16 protein-coding genes are annotated in these 22,680 nt (G+C 45.6%); 6 read left to right on the forward strand and 10 right to left on the reverse strand.

Annotated elements, in window-relative coordinates; all coding sequences use genetic code 11:
* The first annotated feature begins 27 nt into the window (after positions 1-27).
* On the forward strand, positions 28-1,386 hold the full coding sequence (locus AB8613_RS05000) for an MFS transporter (protein ID WP_146491381.1): 1,359 nt from the start codon (positions 28-30) through the stop codon (positions 1,384-1,386).
* Positions 1,387-1,462: 76 nt separating this feature from the next.
* Here AB8613_RS05000 and AB8613_RS05005 read toward each other — a convergent pair whose 3' ends face one another.
* Positions 1,463-2,809 carry a DUF4397 domain-containing protein gene (locus tag AB8613_RS05005; RefSeq protein ID WP_372384583.1) on the reverse strand — a complete coding sequence of 449 codons (1,347 nt, stop codon included), beginning with the start codon at positions 2,807-2,809 and terminating at the stop codon, positions 1,463-1,465.
* A 584-nt stretch (positions 2,810-3,393) separates the two neighbouring features.
* On the opposite strand from AB8613_RS05005, the gene AB8613_RS05010 reads away from it, so the two are divergent.
* The 3 genes from AB8613_RS05010 to csdA all read left to right on the forward strand — a co-directional run bounded on the left by AB8613_RS05010 (position 3,394) and on the right by csdA (position 6,506).
* Positions 3,394-4,203, forward strand: a complete 810-nt coding sequence (locus AB8613_RS05010) for an outer membrane protein OmpK (protein ID WP_146491379.1) — start codon at positions 3,394-3,396, stop codon at positions 4,201-4,203.
* 110 nt (positions 4,204-4,313) lie between these two features.
* Positions 4,314-5,207, forward strand: a complete 894-nt coding sequence (gene panE, locus AB8613_RS05015) for a 2-dehydropantoate 2-reductase (protein WP_372384584.1) — start codon at positions 4,314-4,316, stop codon at positions 5,205-5,207.
* A gap of 87 nt (positions 5,208-5,294) precedes the next feature.
* Positions 5,295-6,506, forward strand: coding sequence for a cysteine desulfurase CsdA (csdA, locus tag AB8613_RS05020; protein ID WP_372384585.1), 1,212 nt, complete (start codon positions 5,295-5,297; stop codon positions 6,504-6,506).
* A 69-nt stretch (positions 6,507-6,575) separates the two neighbouring features.
* On the opposite strand, the gene csdE is transcribed toward csdA, so the two are convergent.
* The 4 genes from csdE to AB8613_RS05040 all read right to left on the reverse strand — a co-directional run bounded on the left by csdE (position 6,576) and on the right by AB8613_RS05040 (position 9,631).
* The gene (gene csdE, locus AB8613_RS05025) at positions 6,576-7,004 is read right to left on the reverse strand and encodes a cysteine desulfurase sulfur acceptor subunit CsdE (RefSeq protein ID WP_372384586.1); all 429 of its coding nucleotides are present in this window, start codon (positions 7,002-7,004) and stop codon (positions 6,576-6,578) included.
* 36 nt (positions 7,005-7,040) lie between these two features.
* Complete coding sequence (gene tcdA / locus AB8613_RS05030) at positions 7,041-7,850, reverse strand: tRNA cyclic N6-threonylcarbamoyladenosine(37) synthase TcdA (RefSeq protein ID WP_017059899.1); 810 nt, start codon at positions 7,848-7,850, stop codon at positions 7,041-7,043.
* Between the two features lie 113 nt (positions 7,851-7,963).
* Positions 7,964-9,076 (reverse strand): murein transglycosylase A, encoded by a 1,113-nt coding sequence (gene mltA / locus AB8613_RS05035; RefSeq protein WP_017059898.1) that lies wholly within the window; start codon positions 9,074-9,076, stop codon positions 7,964-7,966.
* Positions 9,077-9,157: 81 nt separating this feature from the next.
* Positions 9,158-9,631, reverse strand: coding sequence for a DUF2850 domain-containing protein (locus tag AB8613_RS05040; protein WP_060983350.1), 474 nt, complete (start codon positions 9,629-9,631; stop codon positions 9,158-9,160).
* A gap of 162 nt (positions 9,632-9,793) precedes the next feature.
* Here AB8613_RS05040 and argA point away from each other — a divergent pair, with 162 nt between their 5' ends.
* A complete protein-coding gene (argA, locus tag AB8613_RS05045; RefSeq protein ID WP_146491375.1) occupies positions 9,794-11,131 on the forward strand; it encodes an amino-acid N-acetyltransferase in 1,338 nt (445 codons plus the stop codon).
* A gap of 282 nt (positions 11,132-11,413) precedes the next feature.
* Entirely contained in the window at positions 11,414-11,605 is a 192-nt protein-coding gene (locus AB8613_RS05050) for a hypothetical protein (protein WP_004735192.1), read from the forward strand.
* A gap of 79 nt (positions 11,606-11,684) precedes the next feature.
* On the opposite strand, the gene recD is transcribed toward AB8613_RS05050, so the two are convergent.
* The 5 genes from recD to AB8613_RS05075 all read right to left on the reverse strand — a co-directional run bounded on the left by recD (position 11,685) and on the right by AB8613_RS05075 (position 22,532).
* Positions 11,685-13,895 carry an exodeoxyribonuclease V subunit alpha gene (gene recD / locus AB8613_RS05055; RefSeq protein WP_372384587.1) on the reverse strand — a complete coding sequence of 737 codons (2,211 nt, stop codon included), beginning with the start codon at positions 13,893-13,895 and terminating at the stop codon, positions 11,685-11,687.
* Positions 13,895-17,569 carry an exodeoxyribonuclease V subunit beta gene (gene recB, locus AB8613_RS05060; RefSeq protein WP_372384588.1) on the reverse strand — a complete coding sequence of 1,225 codons (3,675 nt, stop codon included), beginning with the start codon at positions 17,567-17,569 and terminating at the stop codon, positions 13,895-13,897. Before recB ends, recD begins: the two co-directional genes overlap by 1 nt.
* A 240-nt stretch (positions 17,570-17,809) precedes the next feature.
* Complete coding sequence (locus tag AB8613_RS05065; protein WP_285955028.1) at positions 17,810-17,971, reverse strand: hypothetical protein; 162 nt, start codon at positions 17,969-17,971, stop codon at positions 17,810-17,812.
* Between the two features lie 6 nt (positions 17,972-17,977).
* Entirely contained in the window at positions 17,978-21,454 is a 3,477-nt protein-coding gene (recC, locus tag AB8613_RS05070) for an exodeoxyribonuclease V subunit gamma (protein ID WP_372384589.1), read from the reverse strand.
* Between the two features lie 127 nt (positions 21,455-21,581).
* Positions 21,582-22,532 (reverse strand): TDT family transporter, encoded by a 951-nt coding sequence (locus AB8613_RS05075; protein ID WP_123322672.1) that lies wholly within the window; start codon positions 22,530-22,532, stop codon positions 21,582-21,584.
* Positions 22,533-22,680: the final 148 nt, after the last annotated feature.

Genomic DNA, 22,680 nt, shown 5'->3' on the forward strand with positions numbered 1-22,680 from the left:
GGGCGTTTTTCTATACAAGGACGCCCTATGTCATCAGGCACTCCCTCTCTTTCTTGGATGCAGACTTTTCGCAGCTACCTAGATAAACGTCTACTTTGGGTGTTTATGCTCGGCTGTTCGAGTGGCTTCCCATGGGTTCTTATTGGATCCAACATGTCTGGCTGGCTAAAAGATGCAGGTTTAACGCGTGCTGCCATTGGCTACTTTGGTAGTGTGTTTGCCGTGTATGCGATTAACTTTTTATGGGCACCATTGGTAGACCGAGTAAAACTGCCGGTGCTTCACGCAATACTCGGCCAGCGCCGCAGTTGGATCTTTTTCTGCCAAACCATTGTTTTAATCGGCACCTTATTCATCGCAGGCGTCAATCCCGCAGAGAATTTGGCGTTTACCTCAATGTTGGCGCTCGCTATTGCCATTGCCTCAGCCACGCAAGACATCGCGATTGATGCATTTCGTATTGATACCTTCCCAAAATCCGAAGCATCAAAACTGCCGCAAGCTTCCGCAATGGCCGTAATTGGGTGGTGGACGGGTTATTCACTACCAGGCTACCTTGCCTTTATTAATGCAGACTCAATCGGTTGGAATGGCGTGTATTACGGAATGGCAGGTGTCGTTGTTGTATTAATGCTGTTTACTCTTTTTGTCGGAGAGCCAAATACACAACGTGAAGCCCTACAAGAACAAGCACAACAGCGACACAATAAAGTGGTCGGCTCAAAGCTTGTCGCTTGGTTCAGTGTGACGGTAATTGAACCATTTTATGATTTCTTCAAAAGAAACGGAGTTCAAGTTGCCATTACTCTATTGCTGTTTGTGTTCCTATTTAAGATAGGTGAAGCCTTCCTAGGTCGCATGTCGATCACCTTCTATAAAGAGATAGGTTTCAGTAATGAACAGATCGGTCATTACTCCAAGTTAATTGGCTGGGGCGCGACGATATTCTTCACTTTGGTAGGCAGTGTCTTCAATGTGAAATTCGGTATTGTACGCGGACTGATGATCGGCGGTGTGGCAATGGCGGCCAGTAATCTAATGTTTGCGTGGATCGCTCACACTGGCCCGAGTGAAACCTTGTTCTTGGCAACCATCATTGTCGATAACTTTACAACTGCGTTTTCAACCGTAGCGTTTGTCTCTTTCTTAACACTATTAACCGGGCAAGCTTTCTCAGCGACACAGTATGCCTTGTTAGCATCGTTGGGGAATTTCGGTCGAACAACGCTGGCTTCATTCAGTGGTGAGTTGGTTGATTACCTCAATGATTGGTCAACCTTCTTTATACTAACCGCACTTATGGTGATTCCAAGTTTGATCATGCTCTATTCGTTGCGCCACTTTTTCACAGATTTACTGGAAAAAGCAAAAACCAACCAAGAGTAGTTGAACAAAAAAGCAAAAGAAAAGAAGGTAGCATCACGCTACCCTCTTTTTCTTTGTCACTAGTAACCTGTAAGAACTAGTCTGTTGTATCACTCACAATAAGGTTGAAGCCTGTGCCAGCCGAGTCATCGATCGCCACCACTTGATACACTACACCATCAGCTAAGGTTGCGGGCGCAGAGTCGATAGCCACAACCGACGGCTGACCCGCTACAGTAATCGTCACAAAATAAGACCCCGCCGCAACATAAATGCCATTCGCATAATCTTTGAACTTCACATCACTTAGCGCTGGAGTGCTACCAGAGATCCCCGCGTTTTCTGTTAAGTAAATATCCACCGAAGCCGCTATTGGGTTAGCAGCGGCGTGGGTAATGTTTAGCACCGCGCTGGTCGCAACCGGACGACGGTTTTCAGGAATAACCAATGGTTCCAAACTCAGTGGAGTTACCGTCCCTACTGCATAGATGCTGTAATCCATACCAGCAAATACCGCGACTCCGTCTGCATCAATCAGTGCATTGGTTGTAGTGCCATCAGCAAAGATGTCAATGTCATAACTTCCTGCGGCTAAATCGATAAAACCGCGGATCTCTTTAAACATCAAATCAGCAAGAGGTGCAAATGCAGCTCCGTTGACAAAAACATCTACATCTGGGGCGCCATCAACGAGATGACCGACTCTTACTTCTGCAGTTTCTGCCATGTCGTAGATTAAAGATGAGCCCGAACCGTCCATTACCATCAATTTTACTGGGGAAGTGCTATTGGAGTCAGCTCTTGGCACAGCCGCGATCGTTAGCTCGCTACCGCCAGACAGAGTTATTTCTCCGGAGTCAAAAGCAATAGCATTGCCGCTCACGGTTTCTAATCTCACTCGGTATTGCCCTGCTGGAATATTGAGTACGTCAGTAAAGTCTTTATAACCGAGAGTGCCAAGTGGAGCACCCAATGGATCATTCGGCGCCGTTACGTATAAGTTCACATCTCCAACCCCTGTTGCCGCGTGAACAACTTGCACATCTAAACTTGAACTCGATGTCGTTCCCTCAGAAGGTCGCGTCACAACTAAAGCCTCAACCGGGTTATTAGAACCGTCAGCGTCACCGACCACCATCACGGTGTAATCTAATTCACCGCTCAAATCGAATTGGCTTGGCGAAATTACAGTGGCAACTGCGTCACCTGGGAGTTGGACATCGACTTGAAGAGTTGTCTGGCCTTGATTTACTGAAGCGTACCCAGACGCTTGAGCATAATCGACGCCAGTCCAACGAGCCTGACTGTTAACGATAACATTAGCTAAAGGAGCATCGGGGGATGCATGAACAGCTTGTAGTTGTGTAGTAGGTTCATCGTCATCGTCACACCCAACAATGAACAGAGTTGATATTGCTACCGCTAATAATGGTGAATATTTCATGGTCTTCTCTCCAAAAAAGTTAGACCAGTTCGTCACACAAATAGTTAGTCCAATAACTAACCTTTAAAAATTGTTTCAAAATCTAGTGCAGTGAACTGTCGTTGGTTCTCCGTGATTCAAAAAGTAGTTAGTTTTAATCCCTAGTCAGTCATCACATGAGTTGGTCATCAATTGATTCCAACATCATTACGCAATTGGTCAAAAATAGATCAAAGACAAGATTGAGAGGTGATTTGAATGAGTCATTTTTTAAGAGAAAACGCTTAGAAAAGAATACTGTTGATTTTGATATGCATATCACTCTAATTAGTAGAATCGTTTGCTTAGAGCAGTATTTCACCTATTTATCCATAAAATAATCGAATTTCACAAAATCAATAGAATTAGAGGTGCATCGAGATGCATTGCTATCTTAAAGTTCCATCATTTAGATCAGTAGTGTGATCGACCTCACCTTAATAATTGTAGTTTTCACTCTGTCTCACTTTTATTTGAGAACAAAATCGCTATTATGCTCGGCATTCGGACATCATAAACACGCACGGATTAGCGGGTTACTTATTTCAAACATAGAGAGTTCCATTATGCGTAAATCACTTTTAACTCTTGGCCTACTTGCAGCAGTATCTGCTCCAGTAATGGCAGCTGATTATTCTGACGGCGACATCCATAAGAACGATTACAAATGGATGCAGTTCAACCTTATGGGTGCATTCAATGAGAAAGGCGTTACTGAGTCTACTCATGATTACCTAGAGATGGAATTTGGTGGTCGCTCTGGAATCTTTGATCTTTACGGTTACGTTGACGTATTCAACCTAACTTCTGATCCAGGTAGTGATAAAAATGGCCAAGAAAAAATCTTCATGAAGTTTGCTCCTCGTATGTCTCTTGACGGGCTAACAGGTAAAGATCTTTCTTTCGGTCCAGTTCAAGAGCTTTACGTATCTACGCTTATGGAATGGGGTGGTAACTCTGGCGTTAACACTCAAAAAGTTGGTCTTGGTTCTGATGTAATGGTTCCATGGTTTGGCAAAATGGGGCTAAACCTTTACGGTACATACGACTCAAACAACAAAGACTGGAACGGTTTCCAAATCTCGACTAACTGGTTCAAGCCATTCTACTTCTTCGAGAACGGTTCATTCATCTCTTACCAAGGTTACATCGATTACCAATTCGGTATGCAAGATGAGTACTCTCAAGTAAGCAACGGCGGCGCGATGTTTAACGGTCTTTACTGGCACTCAGATCGCTTTGCAGTTGGTTACGGCTTGAAACTATACAGCGATGTATACGGCTTTAAAGATGGCGCAAACCTTCCATGGGATGCATCTACACAAGCTGAATCTTCTGGCGTAGGTCACTACGTAGCAGTAACTTACAAGTTCTAATCGAACTTCTAAGAAAGTTTCCAAAATGGCACCCTCGGGTGCCATTTTTTATTGCTTTCATTTAATGCCTCGCTATCCTTGCAGCATCACTTTCTTATCTCGGTATTGCTGTGAACATCACGATTGTTGGACCTGGAGCAATTGGCTCTTTATGGGCAATAAAACTACTTCAAGCTGGTCATAATGTCTCTTTGTGGAGCCGCTCCCCTGAAACCTCAATGGACCTATCACTTGATGAGCAAGCTTCACTTTCCTTCAGTAATAACAATATCGAAAAGCTATCTGCGAGTGACTTAGTGATCTCCACAGTCAAAGCTTGGCAAGTAGAAGAAGCCACCACTCCGTTACTTCAATATCTCGACTCTGATACCATTCTCATGTTCATGCATAACGGAATGGGCGCAGTTGATCAGATAGCTTCTCAAATTAATGACCACCCGGTAGTACTAGCAACCACCACTCAAGCCGCATTCAAGCCCGACAAGAATAATGTTTGTCACACAGGGTTAGGACAAACTCAACTGGGTGCTTTTAATCAAACGGGTCAGCAGTGCACGTTTTTAGTTGATGTATTGGAACATGCTCTCCCCGCTGTGAGTTGGAATCCACAAATAAAAACCGCGCTTTGGACCAAACTCGCCATCAATTGTGCTATCAATCCACTGACTGGGTTGGAACAAATCAAGAATGGCGAACTTGCAGACCAAAAGTTTGGGGATACTTTAATCTCTATCGTTGAAGAGCTCACAAAAGTTATGCAAGCCGAAGAGATCGCTTGTTCATTCGACGAATTAGAAGCCAGCGTCAAACAGGTAATCCAAGCCACAGCGCAGAACAACTCATCCATGAAGCAGGATATGTTTTACCAACGCAAAACAGAGATCGACTTCATCACTGGGCACCTAATAAAAACAGCGCTTAAGCATCAGATAAAAGTTCCCGTTAACCAAAAGCTGTTCGATCAGGTCAAAGAGCAAGAAAATAGCTGGAATCATCAAGATTAGTCAGCAACGGTTAACAAGTCGCGATAAAATAACAATACCGCTAAGCACAACGCTAGCACCAATTTCCAAGATTTTAGGTAAGAATAGATGCTTGATATCAATCACATCCGAGAGCAGTTTCCTGCGCTATCACAAACCATCAATCAACAACCATTGATTTACTTAGACAGCGCGGCAACAACACAAAAACCTCAGGTAGTTATTGATGCCATTAGCCAATATTACTCCAAACAAAATGCTAATGTTCACCGTGGCAGTCATAGCTTAACAGCGAACGCGACCAGTCAATTTGAATCGGCTAGAGATAAGGTCGCTCAGTTTATCGGTGCAAGCTCTTCAAAAGAGATCATCTGGACTCGCGGTGCAACCGAAGCGCTCAACCTAATTGCTCAAACGTATGCAAGAAGTACCCTTCAGCCAGGCGATGAGATCTTAGTGAGTGAAATGGAGCATCACGCCAACATAGTGCCTTGGCAAATTGTGGCAGAACAAACCGACGCTAAAGTCATTAAAGTACCAATGACATCAGATTGCGAATTTGATCTACAAGCTTTTGATCATCTGCTTAATGATAAGACCAAGATTGTTGCCTTAGCTCAGATCACCAATGTCACAGGTTCTCGTCAGCCAATTGAACAAGTCATCAAAAAAGCACACAAGATGAATGCGATTGTTGTGGTCGACGGCGCACAAGGCATCGTTCATGAGCCAGTTGATGTTGCTGCTTTAGGTGCGGATTTCTACGTATTCTCAGGGCACAAGCTCTATGCCCCTGCCGGTATTGGTGTGCTTTATGGCAAACTTGAATTGCTCGAAGCGATGCCACCTTGGCACGGTGGTGGTAAGATGGTTGAGCGAGTATCATTTTCTGGTACCACTTTTTCAGAGTTACCGGGCAAGTTTGAAGCGGGCACACCAAATGTTGCCGGTGCGATAGCATTAAGCACCGCAATAGAATGGTTAAGTAGTTTTGCACAGCAAGATGTCGAGAATCATGTCCACCAGCTACAACAGAAAACCTACCAAGCACTCAATCAATTGGATGACATCCAAATACTTGGCTACAAACCAAATTCAAGTGTGATTACTTTTGTGATGGATGGCGTTCACCACCAAGACATTGCTACGCTGTTGGATCAGCAAGGTATCGCGGTACGTGCAGGGCACCACTGTGCTCACCCATTAATGGATGCACTTGGAGTGAAAGGAACGGTTCGAATTTCATTTGGTATTTACAACAACATGGATGATGTTGAAAAACTCATAGCGGCGATAGAAAAAGCCGTTGATATGCTGTAGCGAGTAGCAAAATTGTTTAGGGTTGATGTTCTTCGTCAACCCTTTTTATATTTGCTTGTTCGTAATGGACTACGCACTTAGCTCTTGGATTTGAGCAACGATCGCTTTTAATCCATTACCGCGAGATGGGCTTAGGTGTGTGATTAGACCGATTTTTTCAAAGTAGCCGTCAATATCGAACGCTTGAACCTGCTCTGATGTTTTACCATCATACGCAGCCATCACTAATGCAATCAGACCGCGAACGATGCGAGCATCAGAATCAGCACAAAAGTGCCAAACACCATCGATATTCTGAGAAACCAACCACACTTGGCTTTCACAGCCAGAGACAATCACCTGTTCACTTTTCAGTTCATCAGGCATAGTTGGCAGTTTCTTACCCCATTGAATCACTTGGCGATAACGGTCTTCCCAGCCGCTGAATGTCTGCATCTTCGCGACGATATCATCACTGGTAATTTCAGTGCCGAATGGAGAGCTTGGGAATGTGGTCATTTTAATATCCAGTCGATTATTAATTGAATAGAGACGTTACTTAGCGTGCTTTTGAATCAGCTTTTCTACAATACGTGAAACAGCCACAAAACCAAAAGTCGCCGTTACTACGGTTGCCGCACCAAAGCCCGTCGCACAATCCATGCGCTTTGGACCTTCAGCTGTTGCTTTCGCAGCACATACACTACCGTCAGCTTGAGGGTATTTCAGCTGTTCAGTCGAGAACACACAATCGATACCAAACTTACGTGCTGGATTCTTAGGGAAATTATGATGACGACGAAGGGTATCTTTAAGCTTCTTCGCTAGCGGATCTTGAATCGTCTTGGTCAAATCAGCCACTTTGATTTGCGTTGGGTCGATTTGCCCCCCCGCACCACCAGTGGTGATTACTTTGATTTTGTTACTGCGGCAATACGCCAATAGCGAAGCCTTAGCCTTCATGCTATCGATCGCATCCAACACAAAATCGAACTCTTTCGATAAGTATTCCGCCTGATTATCAGGACCGATGAAATCGTCAATCAGGTTAACTTTACACTCAGGGTTAATCAGCTTAACACGCTCGGCCATCACTTCGATTTTGCTCTTACCAACCGTGCCCGACATTGCATGAATTTGACGGTTGATGTTAGTCACACACACATCATCCATATCGATCAAAGTAAGCTCACCTAAACCAGTACGAGCAAGTGCTTCAACAGCCCATGAACCTACACCGCCAATACCGATAACACACACGTGTGCAGCTCTAAGTATGTCGACTTCACTATTGCCATACAGACGACGAGTGCCACCAAATCGTTGGTCATAGTTTTCTGAAGCTGGAGTGGTCAATTCACGCATTGTTGCCGCCAATTTATTTCTGAGAAAAAGAAAAGAGTGCGTTTTATACGCACTCTTGAATAAAAAGTCTAGGGGATTAGCGATTCGCTTTCAATGCCCTATTTTATTGTCGCTTACTCAACCTTTTCAGGAGGCAAAGCCCAAGGCGCTTCGGTTGCGCTGCCATCTAAGCCGAGCTTCCACACGCGACCAAAATGCTTGTAGTGACCCGCTTCAGTGCCTGCTCGCGGCCCCATACCATGGTAGAGATCCAAATGGTTCTGCTTAACCGCGCCGCCCGTATCCAAAACCAATAACAATCTTAATTGGTGCGCACCGCTCCAAGTACCATCCGCATTCAATAAAGGAACCTCAGCCAAAATTGGAGTTCCCATAGGCAAGATAGAGCGATCGCCTGCTACTGCAGCCATTGGCAATAGAGGAATCCCAGCACTGCCCATTACTGACAAGTCGTCTCTCGCTTCAAAAAACACGAAAGATGGATTTTGCTCAAGCAACTCTTTGACCACTTCAGGATCGTTTGCCAACACCCACTCTTTGATTGCTTTTAGTGACATTTTTTCGCGTGGAACTAAGCCTCGCTCAATCAAAACACGGCCAATGCTTACATAAGCTTTATTGTTCTTACCTGCGTATGCGAAATACTGCAGCGTATCATCATCACCGAAGTGCACGAACCCACTGCCCTGCACTTCCATCATAAATGGGTCGATACGGTTTGCTGAGTAACCTAACTCAAGGCCTTGACCTTCTAATGCGCCGTTGTAAATCTCTTCGCGTGTTGGACACTCTTTACCACACTCAGGAAGCCCGTAAACTGGGTAACGGTATTCTTCATTCGCTTCGTGGCGCAGTTCCATAACAGGAGAAAAGTAGCCTGTAAACAAAACATTGCCTTGTTTATCACCACCACCTAGTTGAGCAGTTTGAACGCCAAAATTAGCGAGTTCGCTTGGATCTCCACTCAGCATCGCCCACTCATTGAGTTGTTGATAAAGCGGCTCATAAATTTTAGCCATTGAAGGGGATTTAGAAACCACCATCTCAGCTTGTTCTGCAAATGCGGTATAGTCTCTTGGTTTATTGGATTCAACCTGATCGACCTTATTCAAGGTACGAGGAAATTCGTCATCAAGGTGTTGTTGAGCAAGATCAGTGGGTTGAGCACAGCCAAATAACAAAGAGGCCGCGACTAGGGGAAGCCATTTTTTAATCACAAGAGTCATCCTAAAAATTCTATGCATCGAGGATGACAAAAACAGTCAGATAACACAATCGTAGATTGTAAGAGTTTACAATAAGATAACCTATCGGACGGAGTTATCGATGTGACCTTTAAGACGGAAGATGGGATTGTAGTGACTGTCAGAATCGAGCACCATTTCTGTATTGTCAGAGTTGGTCATGCGGAAGCGATAGGTTTTATCACCCGCCTTGTATTCAAAGTAATTACCGTCAAAATCAAAGGTCGTCGAAACAACAGATCCACGAACTGACACACCATTAGCATTCAGTACAAACTCATCTGTCGCATAATGTGCAACATCCTGCTCTATCCAAGTGCCATATATTAGATGATCAGGCGTCGCCGCATCTTGCACTCGGGAAAGCACATCACCAAATAAAGAAACCACAGCAAATGAACCCACCAAGGCTAAAACCATTAAGCAGCGCTCAATGATCTTACGCTTCAACTTAGATTGATTGCGCTGATCTGCTTCACTATAGAGGCCTTTAGTGATCTCATCGATCTTGTTCTTTGTAGCTGGAGCTTGCTGCATTCGTTTACGACTCATAAGGATGCTATGCGCATTCTACACTGAGACAGTTTATATATTGAAGCCTACATAAGAATAGTTTGCGCTTTATTCCAAAAAGGTGTTGTTTAGATTTGAATTTAAATGCTAAATTAACGAATAAATAAACACAAATGGACTTGTTCTGTGAAATTAAGAAGTACAGCGCTAGTAAAAGGTTTCAGACAATCAACCCCTTACGTGAATGCTCACCGTGGCAAAACCATGGTCATTATGCTGGGAGGCGAAGCTGTTGCCGATAGAAACTTTGGTAACATTATTAGCGACATTGCCCTACTCCACAGCCTTGGCGTGAAGATTGTTCTCGTTCACGGGGCAAGGCCACAGATCAACCAACTGCTAGCAAAACAAGATTGCCATACGCCTTATCATAAGAACATTAGGGTCACTGATGAATATTCTCTGGGTGTAGCAATGCAAGCTGCTGGACAGCTGCAACTTGCTATCACCGCGCGCCTTTCGATGAGCTTGAACAACACTCCGATGGCAGGTACTCAACTCAATGTGATGAGTGGTAACTTCATTACGGCTCAGCCGCTAGGTGTGGATGACGGTACGGATTATTGCCACAGCGGGCGTATTCGTCGAATCGATATCGAAGGAATAAATCGCACACTCGACCAAGGATCCATCGTACTGCTGGGCCCTATCGCTAGTTCCGTGACAGGCGAAAGCTTTAATCTGCTTTCTGAAGAAGTCGCCACCCAAGTTGCGATTCGTTTAAAAGCCGACAAACTGATTGGTTTCTGCTCCGAACAAGGGGTAACAGATGAAAGCGGCACTGTACTCGCCGAACTCTTCCCTAAAGACGCCAAGCAAATTCTAGAACGCTTAACGGAATCTCAAAAGCCTGCCGAAGACATGAGCACAGGAACACTGCGCTTCTTGAAAGGAGCGATCTCTGCTTGTCGTGCCGGAGTCCCTCGTTGTCACCTCATCAGCTACAAAGTCGATGGCGCATTAATCCAAGAGCTGTTCTCTTTTGATGGTATTGGCACGCAAGTGGTCATGGCGAGTGCCGAGCAAGTAAGACAAGCTCAGATTGATGATATCGGTGGTATCTTTGATCTCATTCGCCCTTTAGAAGAACAAGGCATCTTGGTTCGCCGATCAAGAGAACAATTAGAGCAAGAGATCCATCGATTTACCATTATCGAAAAAGACGGGCTAATTATTGGTTGCGCAGCGCTATACGCCTACCCGGAAGATCACATGGCAGAGATGGCGTGTGTTGCAATTCATCCTGATTATCGTGATGGAAATCGTGGGCAATTACTGCTGGATTACATGCGCCACCAATCAAAATCTCGTGATATCGACCAGATCTTTGTCCTTACTACGCACAGCCTTCATTGGTTCCGTGAACAAGGTTTTTACGAGATAGCAGTTGATGAATTACCGATGGAAAAACAAGGGCTATACAACTATCAACGTAACTCAAAGATCCTAGCACTTAACGTATAAATAAAGTTTTGGAGCAAAATCTCACTTCAACATAAAAATAATTGTAAACGTAATCGTTTTCTATATGAGATTTATTAACTATGCACTTTAACTCACACGTAAAGTTGTATAGAATTTGGTCGCTTTAACAAAATAACAAATGTTTTTATTGGAATTACCATCTCGGTTGTCATATCACATGCATTGAGGTGGTCACTGCACGGATTGCTATACCCGTTGACGGTCAGCACGCTAACATTAGCTCTGCTCGTTAATATAAACAGCAAAAAGAGCAACATTGATATGAGAACCATTGTTTGTAACTCGCTGCAAAGTTTTTGGGATATGGCTGATAACCAATTCTTAGAAGGGCTAGACGTACACTGCGTGTTCCCTGTGAGCGAGAATCTAAAAGAGTTTATTTTGAATTGCCAAGCAAAATACAAGATAAACCACATATCGTTTACTCGAGCGTTTTTAAGCAAAGAGTCTTAATAACGTTCAAAGCAACCAGGGATGGTTGCTTTGTGTTTATCTAGCTTAAGTTCAAGTCCTTTCTAGCAGTAATTAACAACTAATTCGTTAAGCGACTGCCTAAACCACTCACTCGCTCTGTTTTCACCTTAATCCCACGCTTCAACACATTTGTGTCGCTGAACATCATCAGTCGTTTCTTGGCACGTGTAATACCGGTATAGATAAGCTCTCGCGTTAAAATAGGGCTGAAATCCGGCGGCAAGATCATTAAGGTCAGATCAAATTCACTACCCTGAGATTTATGTATCGTCATCGCATAAGCTGTTTCATGATCGGGCACTCGGCTTGGTAGCACAGCTTTCACGCTGCCATCGGGCAACTCAAAATAGACCTTCAAGCGAGGAGTTGAATCAGGTTGGCTTGAATCCGCCTCAAGCATACAAATACCAATATCACCATTGTATAATCCCAAGCCATGATCATTTCGCGTCACCATGACAGGTCGCCCGTGATACCACAGCTCGTCGTTGTGTGGGTTCACTAAACGTCTTGCGGCAAGCGCTCTTTCAATTCGGTGGTTGAGGCCTTTAACACCAAAATCACCTTCACGAATAGAACACAACAGTCGGCATTGACTGAACAAATCGAGTACCGATTTGGCTCTCGCGTCTTGAGTCTCTAACTCTTCCAATGGCACATTCATTCGGTTGAGATACGCACCATACTCATGAACCAAGGTACGTAGCATCAAGTTATAGCTGTCGCTCGATAGAGGATGGTTCTCAATATCGCCAAATCCTTTGCCGAACACTTGGTCGACTTGATTTGCAGAGCCGTTATTGATTGCTTTTGCCAACTGCCCAATACCAGAACGCGCATCGAAACGGTAACTCTTCTGCAGCATACACAGACTATCTGCAATCGCCGGAGAATTAACGGCTCCCGCTTTTGCCTGCTGTGTATTGGCTATCGCATCAAAACCCGTCATCTCCGCAATCAAGTTGCCTTGTGCACTGCTGTAACCCGCAGAGTTGAATGAACAGATATCACCTAACACCGCACCGGCTTCAACGGAAGCGAGTTGGTCTTTATCCCCCAGCAAGATAAGCCTTGCATGCTCAGGAAGCGCATCCACCAGCTTATACATCATCGACAGATCGACCATCGATGCTTCATCCACCACCAAGATATCAAGGTGAAGTGGATTGCGTCGGTTGTGTCTAAACTCAGCCCGGTTAGGAATCGCACCAAGCAATCGGTGCAAAGTGCTCGATTCCGTTGGTATGTTGGCTTTTACTTCAGGCGCTAAAGGCAGTTGCTCAATCGCTTTACCAATCGACTCAGTTAAACGCGCCGCCGCTTTACCCGTTGGTGCCACTAGCTTAATCGTTGGGGTTTTACCTTGGCTGAGTGATTGCTCGACCATCGCCGACAATAACTTGGTTACCGTGGTTGTTTTACCAGTACCCGGTCCACCAGAAATCACCGCAAAGCGACGACTCAGAGCTACTGCTGCTGCCACTTTTTGCCAGTTCAAACATGCCGATATCGGTACCAAACTGTCTAGAACACCTAAGTCCGCTACCTGCTTAGCTTGGACGATCGCTTGATCGATTGCGCCCCAATTCAGAGATTGCTCATCGACGATATCAAGATGATCACATACCAGCTGTTGACGCAGTACCTGAGACGTTTGTTGGTTTGCTTCAGCCTTGGCTAAAGCGTTAAACAGAAAGTGATAACTACGTGCAAAGAGCTGATTGAGTGTTTCCGTCAGCGCCTTTTTCTGTTCAGTATTAAACTCTACCGGCTTACTTAAACGGTTTAACGTGTTTGCCAGTACCACCTCGTAGTTCCAATAACGCTGTAAGTAGACACGCTGTCCATCAAACATCAGCGGCTTAACACAGTCATTGGTTGCTCCAACTAAATTGGACGATTGAAGTACCGCCAACCAATCAATACCTAACAACTTTTGGTTCAATTGCAGAGCCGTTTCACCGTACAACCCAAGTAACTGGGCTAGATCTGCCGTTTGTTCATGGCCTGTCGTATGCTGCTGTATCAGCTGAGTACAAATGTGTCCTTTGCCTAATTCATGGCTCACTACCCCAGCAAGAAAGCCGATCTCTTGAGAGTAACTCGTGGCTTGCTGAGCAATAAAACGAGCAAATTGATAATCCAACTGACGAATAGAACCCTTATCCGCAAGAAACTGGAGTACATCCACAAGTTGCTCAGGGATAAGTGAAACTGGCTTTGCTGTGTTCGCAGTCTCTATGCTGGTATTAGTGGTCGTTGTTGTCATTATAAGAGCCCCATCTGTCCAGTTTCATCGTCATTCAATTGTGCTGAACGTCGGTCTATCACTTTACCGTCAATCAATTGATCCATTTCATCAAGTAAAGCCAATGTTGGTTTCGCCGAGAAAATCCCTTGCTGAGATTGGCCGTCCATGCCTCGTAAGAACAAGTAATAAACACCACCAAAATGTTGTTCGTAGCTGTAATTGGCAACACGACTACGTAAAAAGCGGTGCAGAGCCAATGCATAGATTTGATATTGCAGATCGTAGCGATGGTCGGCCATCGCTGATTTCAATGCTTCGCCATGGTAGACAGCAACATCATCACCTAAATGGTTCGATTTCCAGTCGAGTACATAGTATTTACCTTGGTGCTCAAACACCAAATCGATGAAACCTTTCAGCATACCTTGCACGGTTTGGAAACCTAGGTCGCCGGCTTTAGCCGATAACGGGTCGTGATATTGAATGGTTTGATTCAGTTCAGATGCGGCCAACACTTCGATAGGCAACAAGAACTCCATTTCGACTAATCGTTGAGTCGAGTCTTTCTCACTTAGCTTTAGATTTTTGCCATCCAACGCGGTGTTCAGCACCGTGTCGACCAGTTGCTGAAGCACAGGTAGCCACTCTAATTCATATTGCTCTGATTCTAATAAGTGAGTGATTACTTGCGTGTTATGCTCACTGGTTGCTGGTTCGGTAAATTCAACCTCCTCAAACAAGGTGTGCAAGAAAGTACCTGGGCGAGCACCACGTGGGAACGTAAAGATAGATCGTTCAGGTTCAATCAACTCAGATTCATCCTGCTCATCAGCCGAATCAATATCAAAGCCAGATACCTCAATGGTCGCGTCATGACTCGCACCGTGACTGCCTTGCTTTACAAGCCCCGAGTAACTGGTGATACGCCAAGCCCTGTCGATTGAAGCTTTTAGCTCGTTCGCATGTAAGTCTTCGCTCACTTGCTCTGTCTGTACAAACACTTGCTCGTGCGCGGTTGGAGTCTCGGCTAGCAGCACACTTGAGTTCTTGCCCTCAATGGCTGCAAGAGCCTGATGCAATTCGGCAATACCTTGCTCTTGACCGTTTTGAACCAAATAGCCCATCGCACTCAAATGCACGCCGGTCGGCTCTTTGGTTGAACGCCCTTTACGCAGTGGCGCCATACCAATAAAACAGCCATAAACCGCACGAGTCAGTGCTACATAAATCAAGCGTAGATCTTCCGCCAAACGCTCTTTATCCGCTTGAGCTAAGGCACTGTCACTACCTGTAATATCCAGTACTGTGGTATCTGAATCATGGTCGTAGAATTTGCCTTCGCTCGCTTCTCGGTAACTCGCGACAAATGGCAGAAATACTAAGTCATATTCCAAACCTTTCGACTTATGAATGGTAACGATTTGAACTAAATTTCTTTCTGACTCAAGACGCTGAATGTCATCTTCACTGCCGCCTAAACCATTTTGAGCATCAGAGATCGCTTCTGCCAGCCAACGTAACAAGCCGTAGTCGCTGTCGAGTTCCTGCCTTGCTTGTTGTAGCAATTCGCCAATGTGCATCAAATCAGTGAGTGAGCGCTCACCATTTTCTTCTTCCAGTAAGCGTTCCGCGAGATGTCGCTTGCTAATCACGCTACGAAGCATTGGTAGTACGCCACGCTGTAGCCACAACTTACGATATTCTCGAAATTCGTTAACGACGTTTTCCCACACGACTTCATCGTTGTTGAGTTCATCCAATGAAGACGCATCCAGAGCAAACAACTCAGAGGCTAAACTCGCGCGCAATGCACGGTCATTCTCAGGTGTCAGCACCGCTTGTAACAAGCGTTGAATATCTTGCGCAACCAAGCTGGTGAATACACTGTCTCGGTTAGACAAATACACACTTGCAATGCCTTGTTCAGAGAGTGCATTCTTGATCAGACGACCTTCACTACCAGTTCGAACCAAGACAGCAATATCACCCGCATTCACGGCATGTTGTTTTTTGCCGTTATCAAAATAGGCTTGCTGGTTTTGAGAAGCAGTCAGAATGGTTTGAATTTGACTCGCCGTCGCCTCAGCCATTGCCTTGTGATATTCGCCCTTTGGCAACGGCTTGTCTTCAGCCTCTTGTAGCCAAAAGGTGAGTGCGTGCTGAGTTTCTCCGTTCATCACCCATTGGCGCTTATCAGCCGATGGACTGGCTGCAACAGGCAAAAATGGAATATCTTGATCATAGATAAACGGACTGTCTGAATTCATAAACACTTGGTTTACTGCACTGACCATATCCGCACTTGAACGCCAGTTAGTGCCTAAGGTGTAGTGAGCACTAACTTGGTTTCTCGCCTTGATATAGGTAAAGATATCTGCGCCACGAAAGCCATAAATCGCCTGCTTCGGGTCACCGATCATAAACAAGCCGCACTGCGGATTATCGAGATAGATTCGGCTAAAAATACTGTATTGCAGCGGATCGGTATCTTGGAATTCATCGATCATCGCCACCGGGTAGAGTGTGCGAATTCTTTCCACCAGCAAGGATTGCTCATCGACATCTATCGACGCGGATAACTGGGTCAGCAAGTCATCAAACGACAACCACTGCTTCTGCTGTTTAGCCTTGGCTAGCATAGTTCGACAATGGGTAATCGCATGCGCCAATAACGGAGCTTTCAAGTCGGCAGGGTTATTTAAGAAATCTTCAATCGCTTCGAAAACGACATGCTGCGGTGCGGTGCCTTTCGGTGTTTTCTCGATTAAAGTGGCTTGAGAGAACTTCTCTAACTTGTCTGGATATTGATAATCATGGGTGTCGCTTTGCGCCCATGCCGTCACCGCCTCTAGCCATGTCGGCAGAGATTTCTTGGTGTAACTGCGTTTGTTCACATCCGAGCCAGAGATCAAAGCCAAAAAGTCCGCTTCAGACTCACACCACAGCGCTTTGAGCTGCTTCACTTTGTCTAGGTTCTGGTTGTGCAGAGTTTGCAAATCACCCGACATCGCGTCGACGGTGAGCTTCAATGGAGAACCCGTCAGATAACGATTGACGTCTGCTAACAATGCAGCCGGTGAACCCCAGATATTACGCACCTCACCTGCTAGCTGAATAGGTAGCGGGTAAAACTGCTTACGCCAATAGTCGGCTACTACTTGCGCTTTAAGATGGCTTTCATCTGTCACAAACTCATTATCAAATCGGCTGCCAGACTCGAAGGCATTTTGAGTCAACGTTCGCTGACAAAAGCCGTGAATGGTGTAGACCGCGGCTTCGTCCATTTGCCTTTCGGCATTGAGCAGTGTTTTTGCAGCGCCAGCATGATCTTCGATTTCTTGCAGCAAAGGAGCAATCACTGGGTCGTCACTTTGCCCGCGAGAAAACGCAATGCGAGCATCATGGATTCGAGCACGGATACGGTCACGTAGCTCTGCAGTTGCCGCTTCGGTAAAAGTCACGACCAGGATTTGATCTACAGTGAGCGGCTCGTGATGTCGGGTAGCTTCTGTAAGCTCGCCTTGTGGTGCGGCCGTGCCGTGTCCGAGCAGTAGGCGTAAGTATAAGCCAGCGATGGTAAATGTTTTACCTGTACCCGCCGATGCTTCAATTAAACGCGCGCCATGAAGTGGAAACGTCATGGTATTGAGTGTCTGTGGAGCAATTACCTGAACACTGCTTGTGGTCGTCATGCCTTACTGCCTTCTGATAAATATGTTGTTACAAATGTGACCTAGCGTGGAAAACGTCATTCAATTTACGTCCTACGCTGATTTGTTAATAGTTAGTGCGATCTCTCTCACGGATCAATTCGGATCGCCTCGCTACTATGCGCCCACGAGTTCAGGAGCGCGATTCGAGTTTTGTACTCATTGCCTACTTAGAACCACAGAATAATGGTCCCTCTGACCTGTGGCCGTACAGCGAACGCCCTACACTAATAATGATTTACTGGCGGCCACTTTATTTCCTGTACCTTGCTTCTCTTCATCTTGATTCCCTTCACCTTGAAAGCAAGCGTCCCAAATGCTTACCAACGACTCTCTTTCGTCTTTCATTAGTTCAGCGTACACACAATTGATCTTATCGATCACAGCCACTTACTCCTGATCTTCCAGATCGGCAGCAGCCAACCTTGCCGCCTGTAACACAAGCGTTGAATACATACGCGACTCAGCCGCCAGCTCATCGTCCCACTTAGGCCAAATACGCGAGATGTAGGTATCTCGACCCTCGCCCGTGAAAGCGAAGCTGTCATTAAAAGTATCGGCCATTTTCTTGAGCGACTTCTCTTCATCATCGACCCATTTACCGCGGCTAAAACCCGCTTCAACGCCGGCCAAGGCGGTTTTCGGGAAGTACGGCAGTGGTGCCGTCATACCTTGATAAAACAGTCGCACTAACTCAGCCAATAAACTCTTCGCCTGCTGCGCATCACCGATAGGTTGTAGCGTTTGGTGAACCACACCTTCTTTTCTGTCATAACCAATAATATGAGTCGTTTTGCCGTGCCCCATCACTGCGCAACACAAGTGATCGATCCACGCGCCCAAGTAATCTTGCGAACGAATTTTGCCACTACGAAAACGTACCAGCCCCGATTGATAGTTTTGAGTAAGCCAACCCATCAAACGAACGGGTTTACCCTCGCCTAACACATCAAATTCGATATTAACTTCGAGATCTTGTTGCGGTGATCCACTCACAAATCGAATCTCTTTGGCTAAGTCTTCCGCTTGAACACGGTTGGTTTCAAATTCAATGTCACCAAAAGCACCAACCGGTAATCGACCTTGAGCTTTTTGCTCAGAAACAAACAAGCGAACCGCTTCATCAGCCCCTTCTGGATGGTCTAGCAACACTTGCAGCAGAGCATCCTTAAGCTGGAAGCTTTCTAAGCCATTAAGCACGAACGGCTCATCGTCTTCCATTACCGGAAGCGGTGGCTCAAACACTACTTTTAGGCGACGATTAAAGAAGTATTGTACCGGCAAGCGCCAGAAACGCTGCAGTTCAACCAGATCGAGTTCTAACGGATAAGTCGCACCAAGCAAATAGTCATCCAAAGCACGATTGAATTCGCCACTGCGTTCACCGGAACGGTTAGCCGCAGGAAGCCACTCTTTGGCGTAACTCAATACATGGCTTGCATCACCTTGAGTAAAGGCTGCCGGGCTAAACGGCGTCATTGTGTGCTCAAAGCTGATCGCTTGAGTCAGCTTGCTGCCTGAATCATCACTTGGTAGCGCTTGGTCTTCACTTAGGCAGTAGTTTTGCTGGCAGTACTCAATCAACTCTGAAACCAATACCGACGGTACTCGCTCAGTATTATCTTGAATCGAGCGGCCAACATAACTGATGTACAAACATTCTTGGGCCGACAACATCGCCTCTAAAAATAGGTAGCGGTCATCATCACGACGAGAACGGTCACCCGGTCGTGTGCGCCCGTTCATTAGGTCAAAACCTTCTGGCGGCATTGAGCGAGGGTAAACACCGTCATTCATGCCTAATAGACAAACGGTTTTGAACGGGATAGAACGCATCGGCATCAGGGTACAGAAGTTAACTTGCCCCGCTAAGAAACGCTGACTGATACGCGCGCCCGACAGTTTATTATTTAAATACTGATAAATGATGCTTGGCGATAACTCTTGTTCGTACAAGGCATCATCAAGCTGTTCATTCAATTGAGAAAGCGCATCGCGAATCGACTTAAGTACCACCTCGCCTTCTAGCTCAACGGCGAAGAAATCGTCAATCATTTGCAGCAAGGTTTCACGCCACATATCGATGGATTGCGTCTCAGTAAGGCGTTGACGGTAATGGGCAATACGGTCAATAAAGTGCGCTAACTTACCTGCAAGTTCAGCGTTAATGCCCTGAACTTCGTTATAAGCTGCAATTGGAGAGTGTTCGGTTTCAAACAGACCCGCAGAATCCGACATCGCATAACCCAATAACATTCGCTGGATACCAAATAGCCAGGTATTTTGCTCAGTAGCAGGTAAGTCGAACTCGGTTGCAGTAGACGAGTCAACTCCCCAACGGATCCCCGCTTCTTCAACCCACTGCTTAGCTTGCTCAAATTGAAATTCATCAATACCAAAGCGTGCCATCATCGCTGGGATTTCTAGTAGCTCTAGCAGCTCAGACGCTAAACAACGCGTGTTCGGCAACGCGACCAGCTGCATGAACGCGGTCAGAATTGGGCTCTCTTGGTCTGCCGTTCGATCCGAGATCGAGTAAGGGATATAACGTTCCCCCGGAGCATTACCGAATACCGCCTGAATCGCAGGGCTGTAGGCATTGATGTCTGCCACCATCACGATGATGTCGCGTGGCTTTAATGTCGGGTCAGCGTCAAACATTGCTAACAACTGATCATGAAGAACTTCAACCTCACGCATAGGGCTGTGACAAGCGTGTACCGTCAACGAGCGATCGCCCAGCTCAACCACCTGTTTGTGGTTGCTGGAATCTAAGATGTGATCGTCTTGGTGCTCTTCTAACTGGAGAATATCGGCTTGCAGTTGATGCAGCAGGCTGTCTCTCTCTACATCAATAAAGAACTCGTGCTCTTCGCTGTCTGATTGAGATAGCAAGAACAGGTTATCTCTACCTAACTTACCCATAGACGCGAGTAAGCTATTGCCTACCGCTTGGCTAGTATGCAGTTCGTCTTCAACGTTGGCTTCAATACCGTCTTTCAATGGTGAGACTTCGCCTTCTAGCTGAGGCAAGCCATCAATCAGAGCAAACTGCTTACGACGTTGCGCTTCCACTCTAGCCAAGTATTTACGGTCACGAATATCGCCCCAGTAATGTTGGCAAGGGTTGGTAAACATCAGGTGAACATCAATCTGCTCACCCAGCGCTTTCAAGGCATCCATGTAACGAGGAGGCAGCGACGATATACCAAACACAAACAGACGTTTCGGCAAGCGTTGTAGCTGACCTTGTTGGTTGGCTAGCGCTTCAATGAAGTCGTGGTACAGGTTACCACGGTGATATTTCGATTGGCCTTGAGACAGGGTTTGCTCGTAGAGTGCCTTCCACAAAATTGGCTGCCAAGGGTGTTCTTGCTGCCCTTCACCATCAATCAATTCTGTAACGGGCTCGCCCGCTTCCCACATCGCCATCCACTCAGGACGATATACCAAGTATCCATCGAAGATATCGGCAATCTTCTCAGCCAATTGATACAGCTTCGAATCATCTTCGTCGTTTTCAAGATAGCGTTGTAAGGGTAAGAAATCAGGGTGGTCAAGTTTCGCGGGTAGCAAACTCATCAGCTTCCACGTCATCGCTTCTTTGTTAAAAGCACTGCGTTTAGGCACATCAGGAAGCACTTGGGTAAACATATCCCAAATGAAGGTTGCTGGGAGTGGGAAATCGATATTTGCTGCTACGCCAAATTCTTTGGCGAGTTCCATCTTAAGCCACTGAGACATACCCGGGCTCTGAACCAGAATCTGCTCTTTTTCGAAGGGATTGGCTAAAGGGTCACTTTTGATTAAGTGAACGAGAAGAATTTTTAAAGTATCAACTTTATTGGAATGGTAAACAGTAAACAAAGTGCACTCACGCTAATCTTGCCACAATATAAAGCCAGATTAGCATAAGTGCTAAGTTTGGATGAGCAATATAAGCTTATGAAATACTGAAAACTTAAGCTTCGTTTATCTTTTGAACTATCGCCTCTTACAATCTACCCGCTACCGCGCCTAAAACACGATGAGGTTTGTAGTTCATGTAATAACGAACAGCGACATAACCCACTACCAATGTAGCCACAATCAATTCAAGATACGCTAGGCCAAACACTTGATTGATGTAATGCGCTTCAATACCTTGTGCTTGCATCCACGCAGCCAGTTTAAACAAGGCTGTTGCACCAATCACGATTGGGAAGGTAAACGCTGCATAACCAGGGCTGAATGGAAGACGAAGTAGTTTGAAAAACGCCATATAGATAATGAACGTCATCAACACTGCAATACCAAATAGCAAACCAATAATCACTGGTGAAGGGCTTGCTGTCACTGTTAGATAACCCGCCAAAGATAGGCTTGCCGGTGCTGCCATAATCGCAATCGTTGGTTTTGCCGCATCTGGCACTTCGTGAGAGAAGATCAAGCGGTAAACCATTATTGGTAGCATTACTGCGTAAACCAATAAGCCGAATACCAAAGTCGCGTTAGCTACTGGCTCTAAAACTGGATTACCAGAGAAAGAAACGTCAGCGACGATAATACCGATCGGTGGCACAAACCAGCTTGGTACCATGTGGTGAATCTCAAAGTTTTTAGCTCTGTGGTACAAAAAGCTCATTAGAAACACAACGTGCAAAGCCACAGAAGCCAACCACATAGCTTCTTGTAAGAATTGAGAGATTGGCGCCAAAGACGCTGACACCACCATGCACCCCATCGCAAATGTTGGTACCACACTGCCGACAACAGGGTGAGCAAGATCTTCACGCAATAGGTGGCCATGAATCAAAAATTTCACAGCTAAAACAAGAAGCAATACCGCTGCAATACCTGCACTGATCCACTGGACTAAGCCTGGAGTGTGCAAAATACCTTGTGCGACTAAAACTCCATCCCAGCACCAGCCTAAGCTTGCGATTGCTAGTGCTAACCCTGCCATGGGTGTTGGAGCTCCTGTTAATCTATATTTAATACGTTGAATCATGTCAGCCTCTCTTAAACTTAATTCACTAAACTTGTGAACTCATCAGCTTGTTGAAGCCATAATACGCTTGCGCTTCGTTAAACAATATCCAATTATATATAAC

This window comes from Vibrio sp. BS-M-Sm-2 (assembly GCF_041504345.1).
GTDB lineage: Bacteria > Pseudomonadota > Gammaproteobacteria > Enterobacterales > Vibrionaceae > Vibrio > Vibrio satsumensis.

Bases quoted from the DNA above. Each gene is read 5' to 3' on its own strand.
- AB8613_RS05000 (WP_146491381.1), top strand. From the start codon at position 28: ATGTCATCAGGCACTCCCTCTCTTTCTTGGATGCAGACTTTTCGCAGC.
- AB8613_RS05005 (WP_372384583.1), bottom strand. From the start codon at position 2,809: ATGAAATATTCACCATTATTAGCGGTAGCAATATCAACTCTGTTCATT.
- AB8613_RS05010 (WP_146491379.1), top strand. From the start codon at position 3,394: ATGCGTAAATCACTTTTAACTCTTGGCCTACTTGCAGCAGTATCTGCT.
- csdA (WP_372384585.1), top strand. From the start codon at position 5,295: ATGCTTGATATCAATCACATCCGAGAGCAGTTTCCTGCGCTATCACAA.
- csdE (WP_372384586.1), bottom strand. From the start codon at position 7,004: ATGACCACATTCCCAAGCTCTCCATTCGGCACTGAAATTACCAGTGAT.
- tcdA (WP_017059899.1), bottom strand. From the start codon at position 7,850: ATGCGTGAATTGACCACTCCAGCTTCAGAAAACTATGACCAACGATTT.
- mltA (WP_017059898.1), bottom strand. From the start codon at position 9,076: ATGACTCTTGTGATTAAAAAATGGCTTCCCCTAGTCGCGGCCTCTTTG.
- AB8613_RS05040 (WP_060983350.1), bottom strand. From the start codon at position 9,631: ATGCAGCAAGCTCCAGCTACAAAGAACAAGATCGATGAGATCACTAAA.
- AB8613_RS05050 (WP_004735192.1), top strand. From the start codon at position 11,414: ATGAGAACCATTGTTTGTAACTCGCTGCAAAGTTTTTGGGATATGGCT.
- recD (WP_372384587.1), bottom strand. From the start codon at position 13,895: ATGACAACAACGACCACTAATACCAGCATAGAGACTGCGAACACAGCA.
- recB (WP_372384588.1), bottom strand. From the start codon at position 17,569: ATGACGACCACAAGCAGTGTTCAGGTAATTGCTCCACAGACACTCAAT.
- AB8613_RS05075 (WP_123322672.1), bottom strand. From the start codon at position 22,532: ATGGCAGGGTTAGCACTAGCAATCGCAAGCTTAGGCTGGTGCTGGGAT.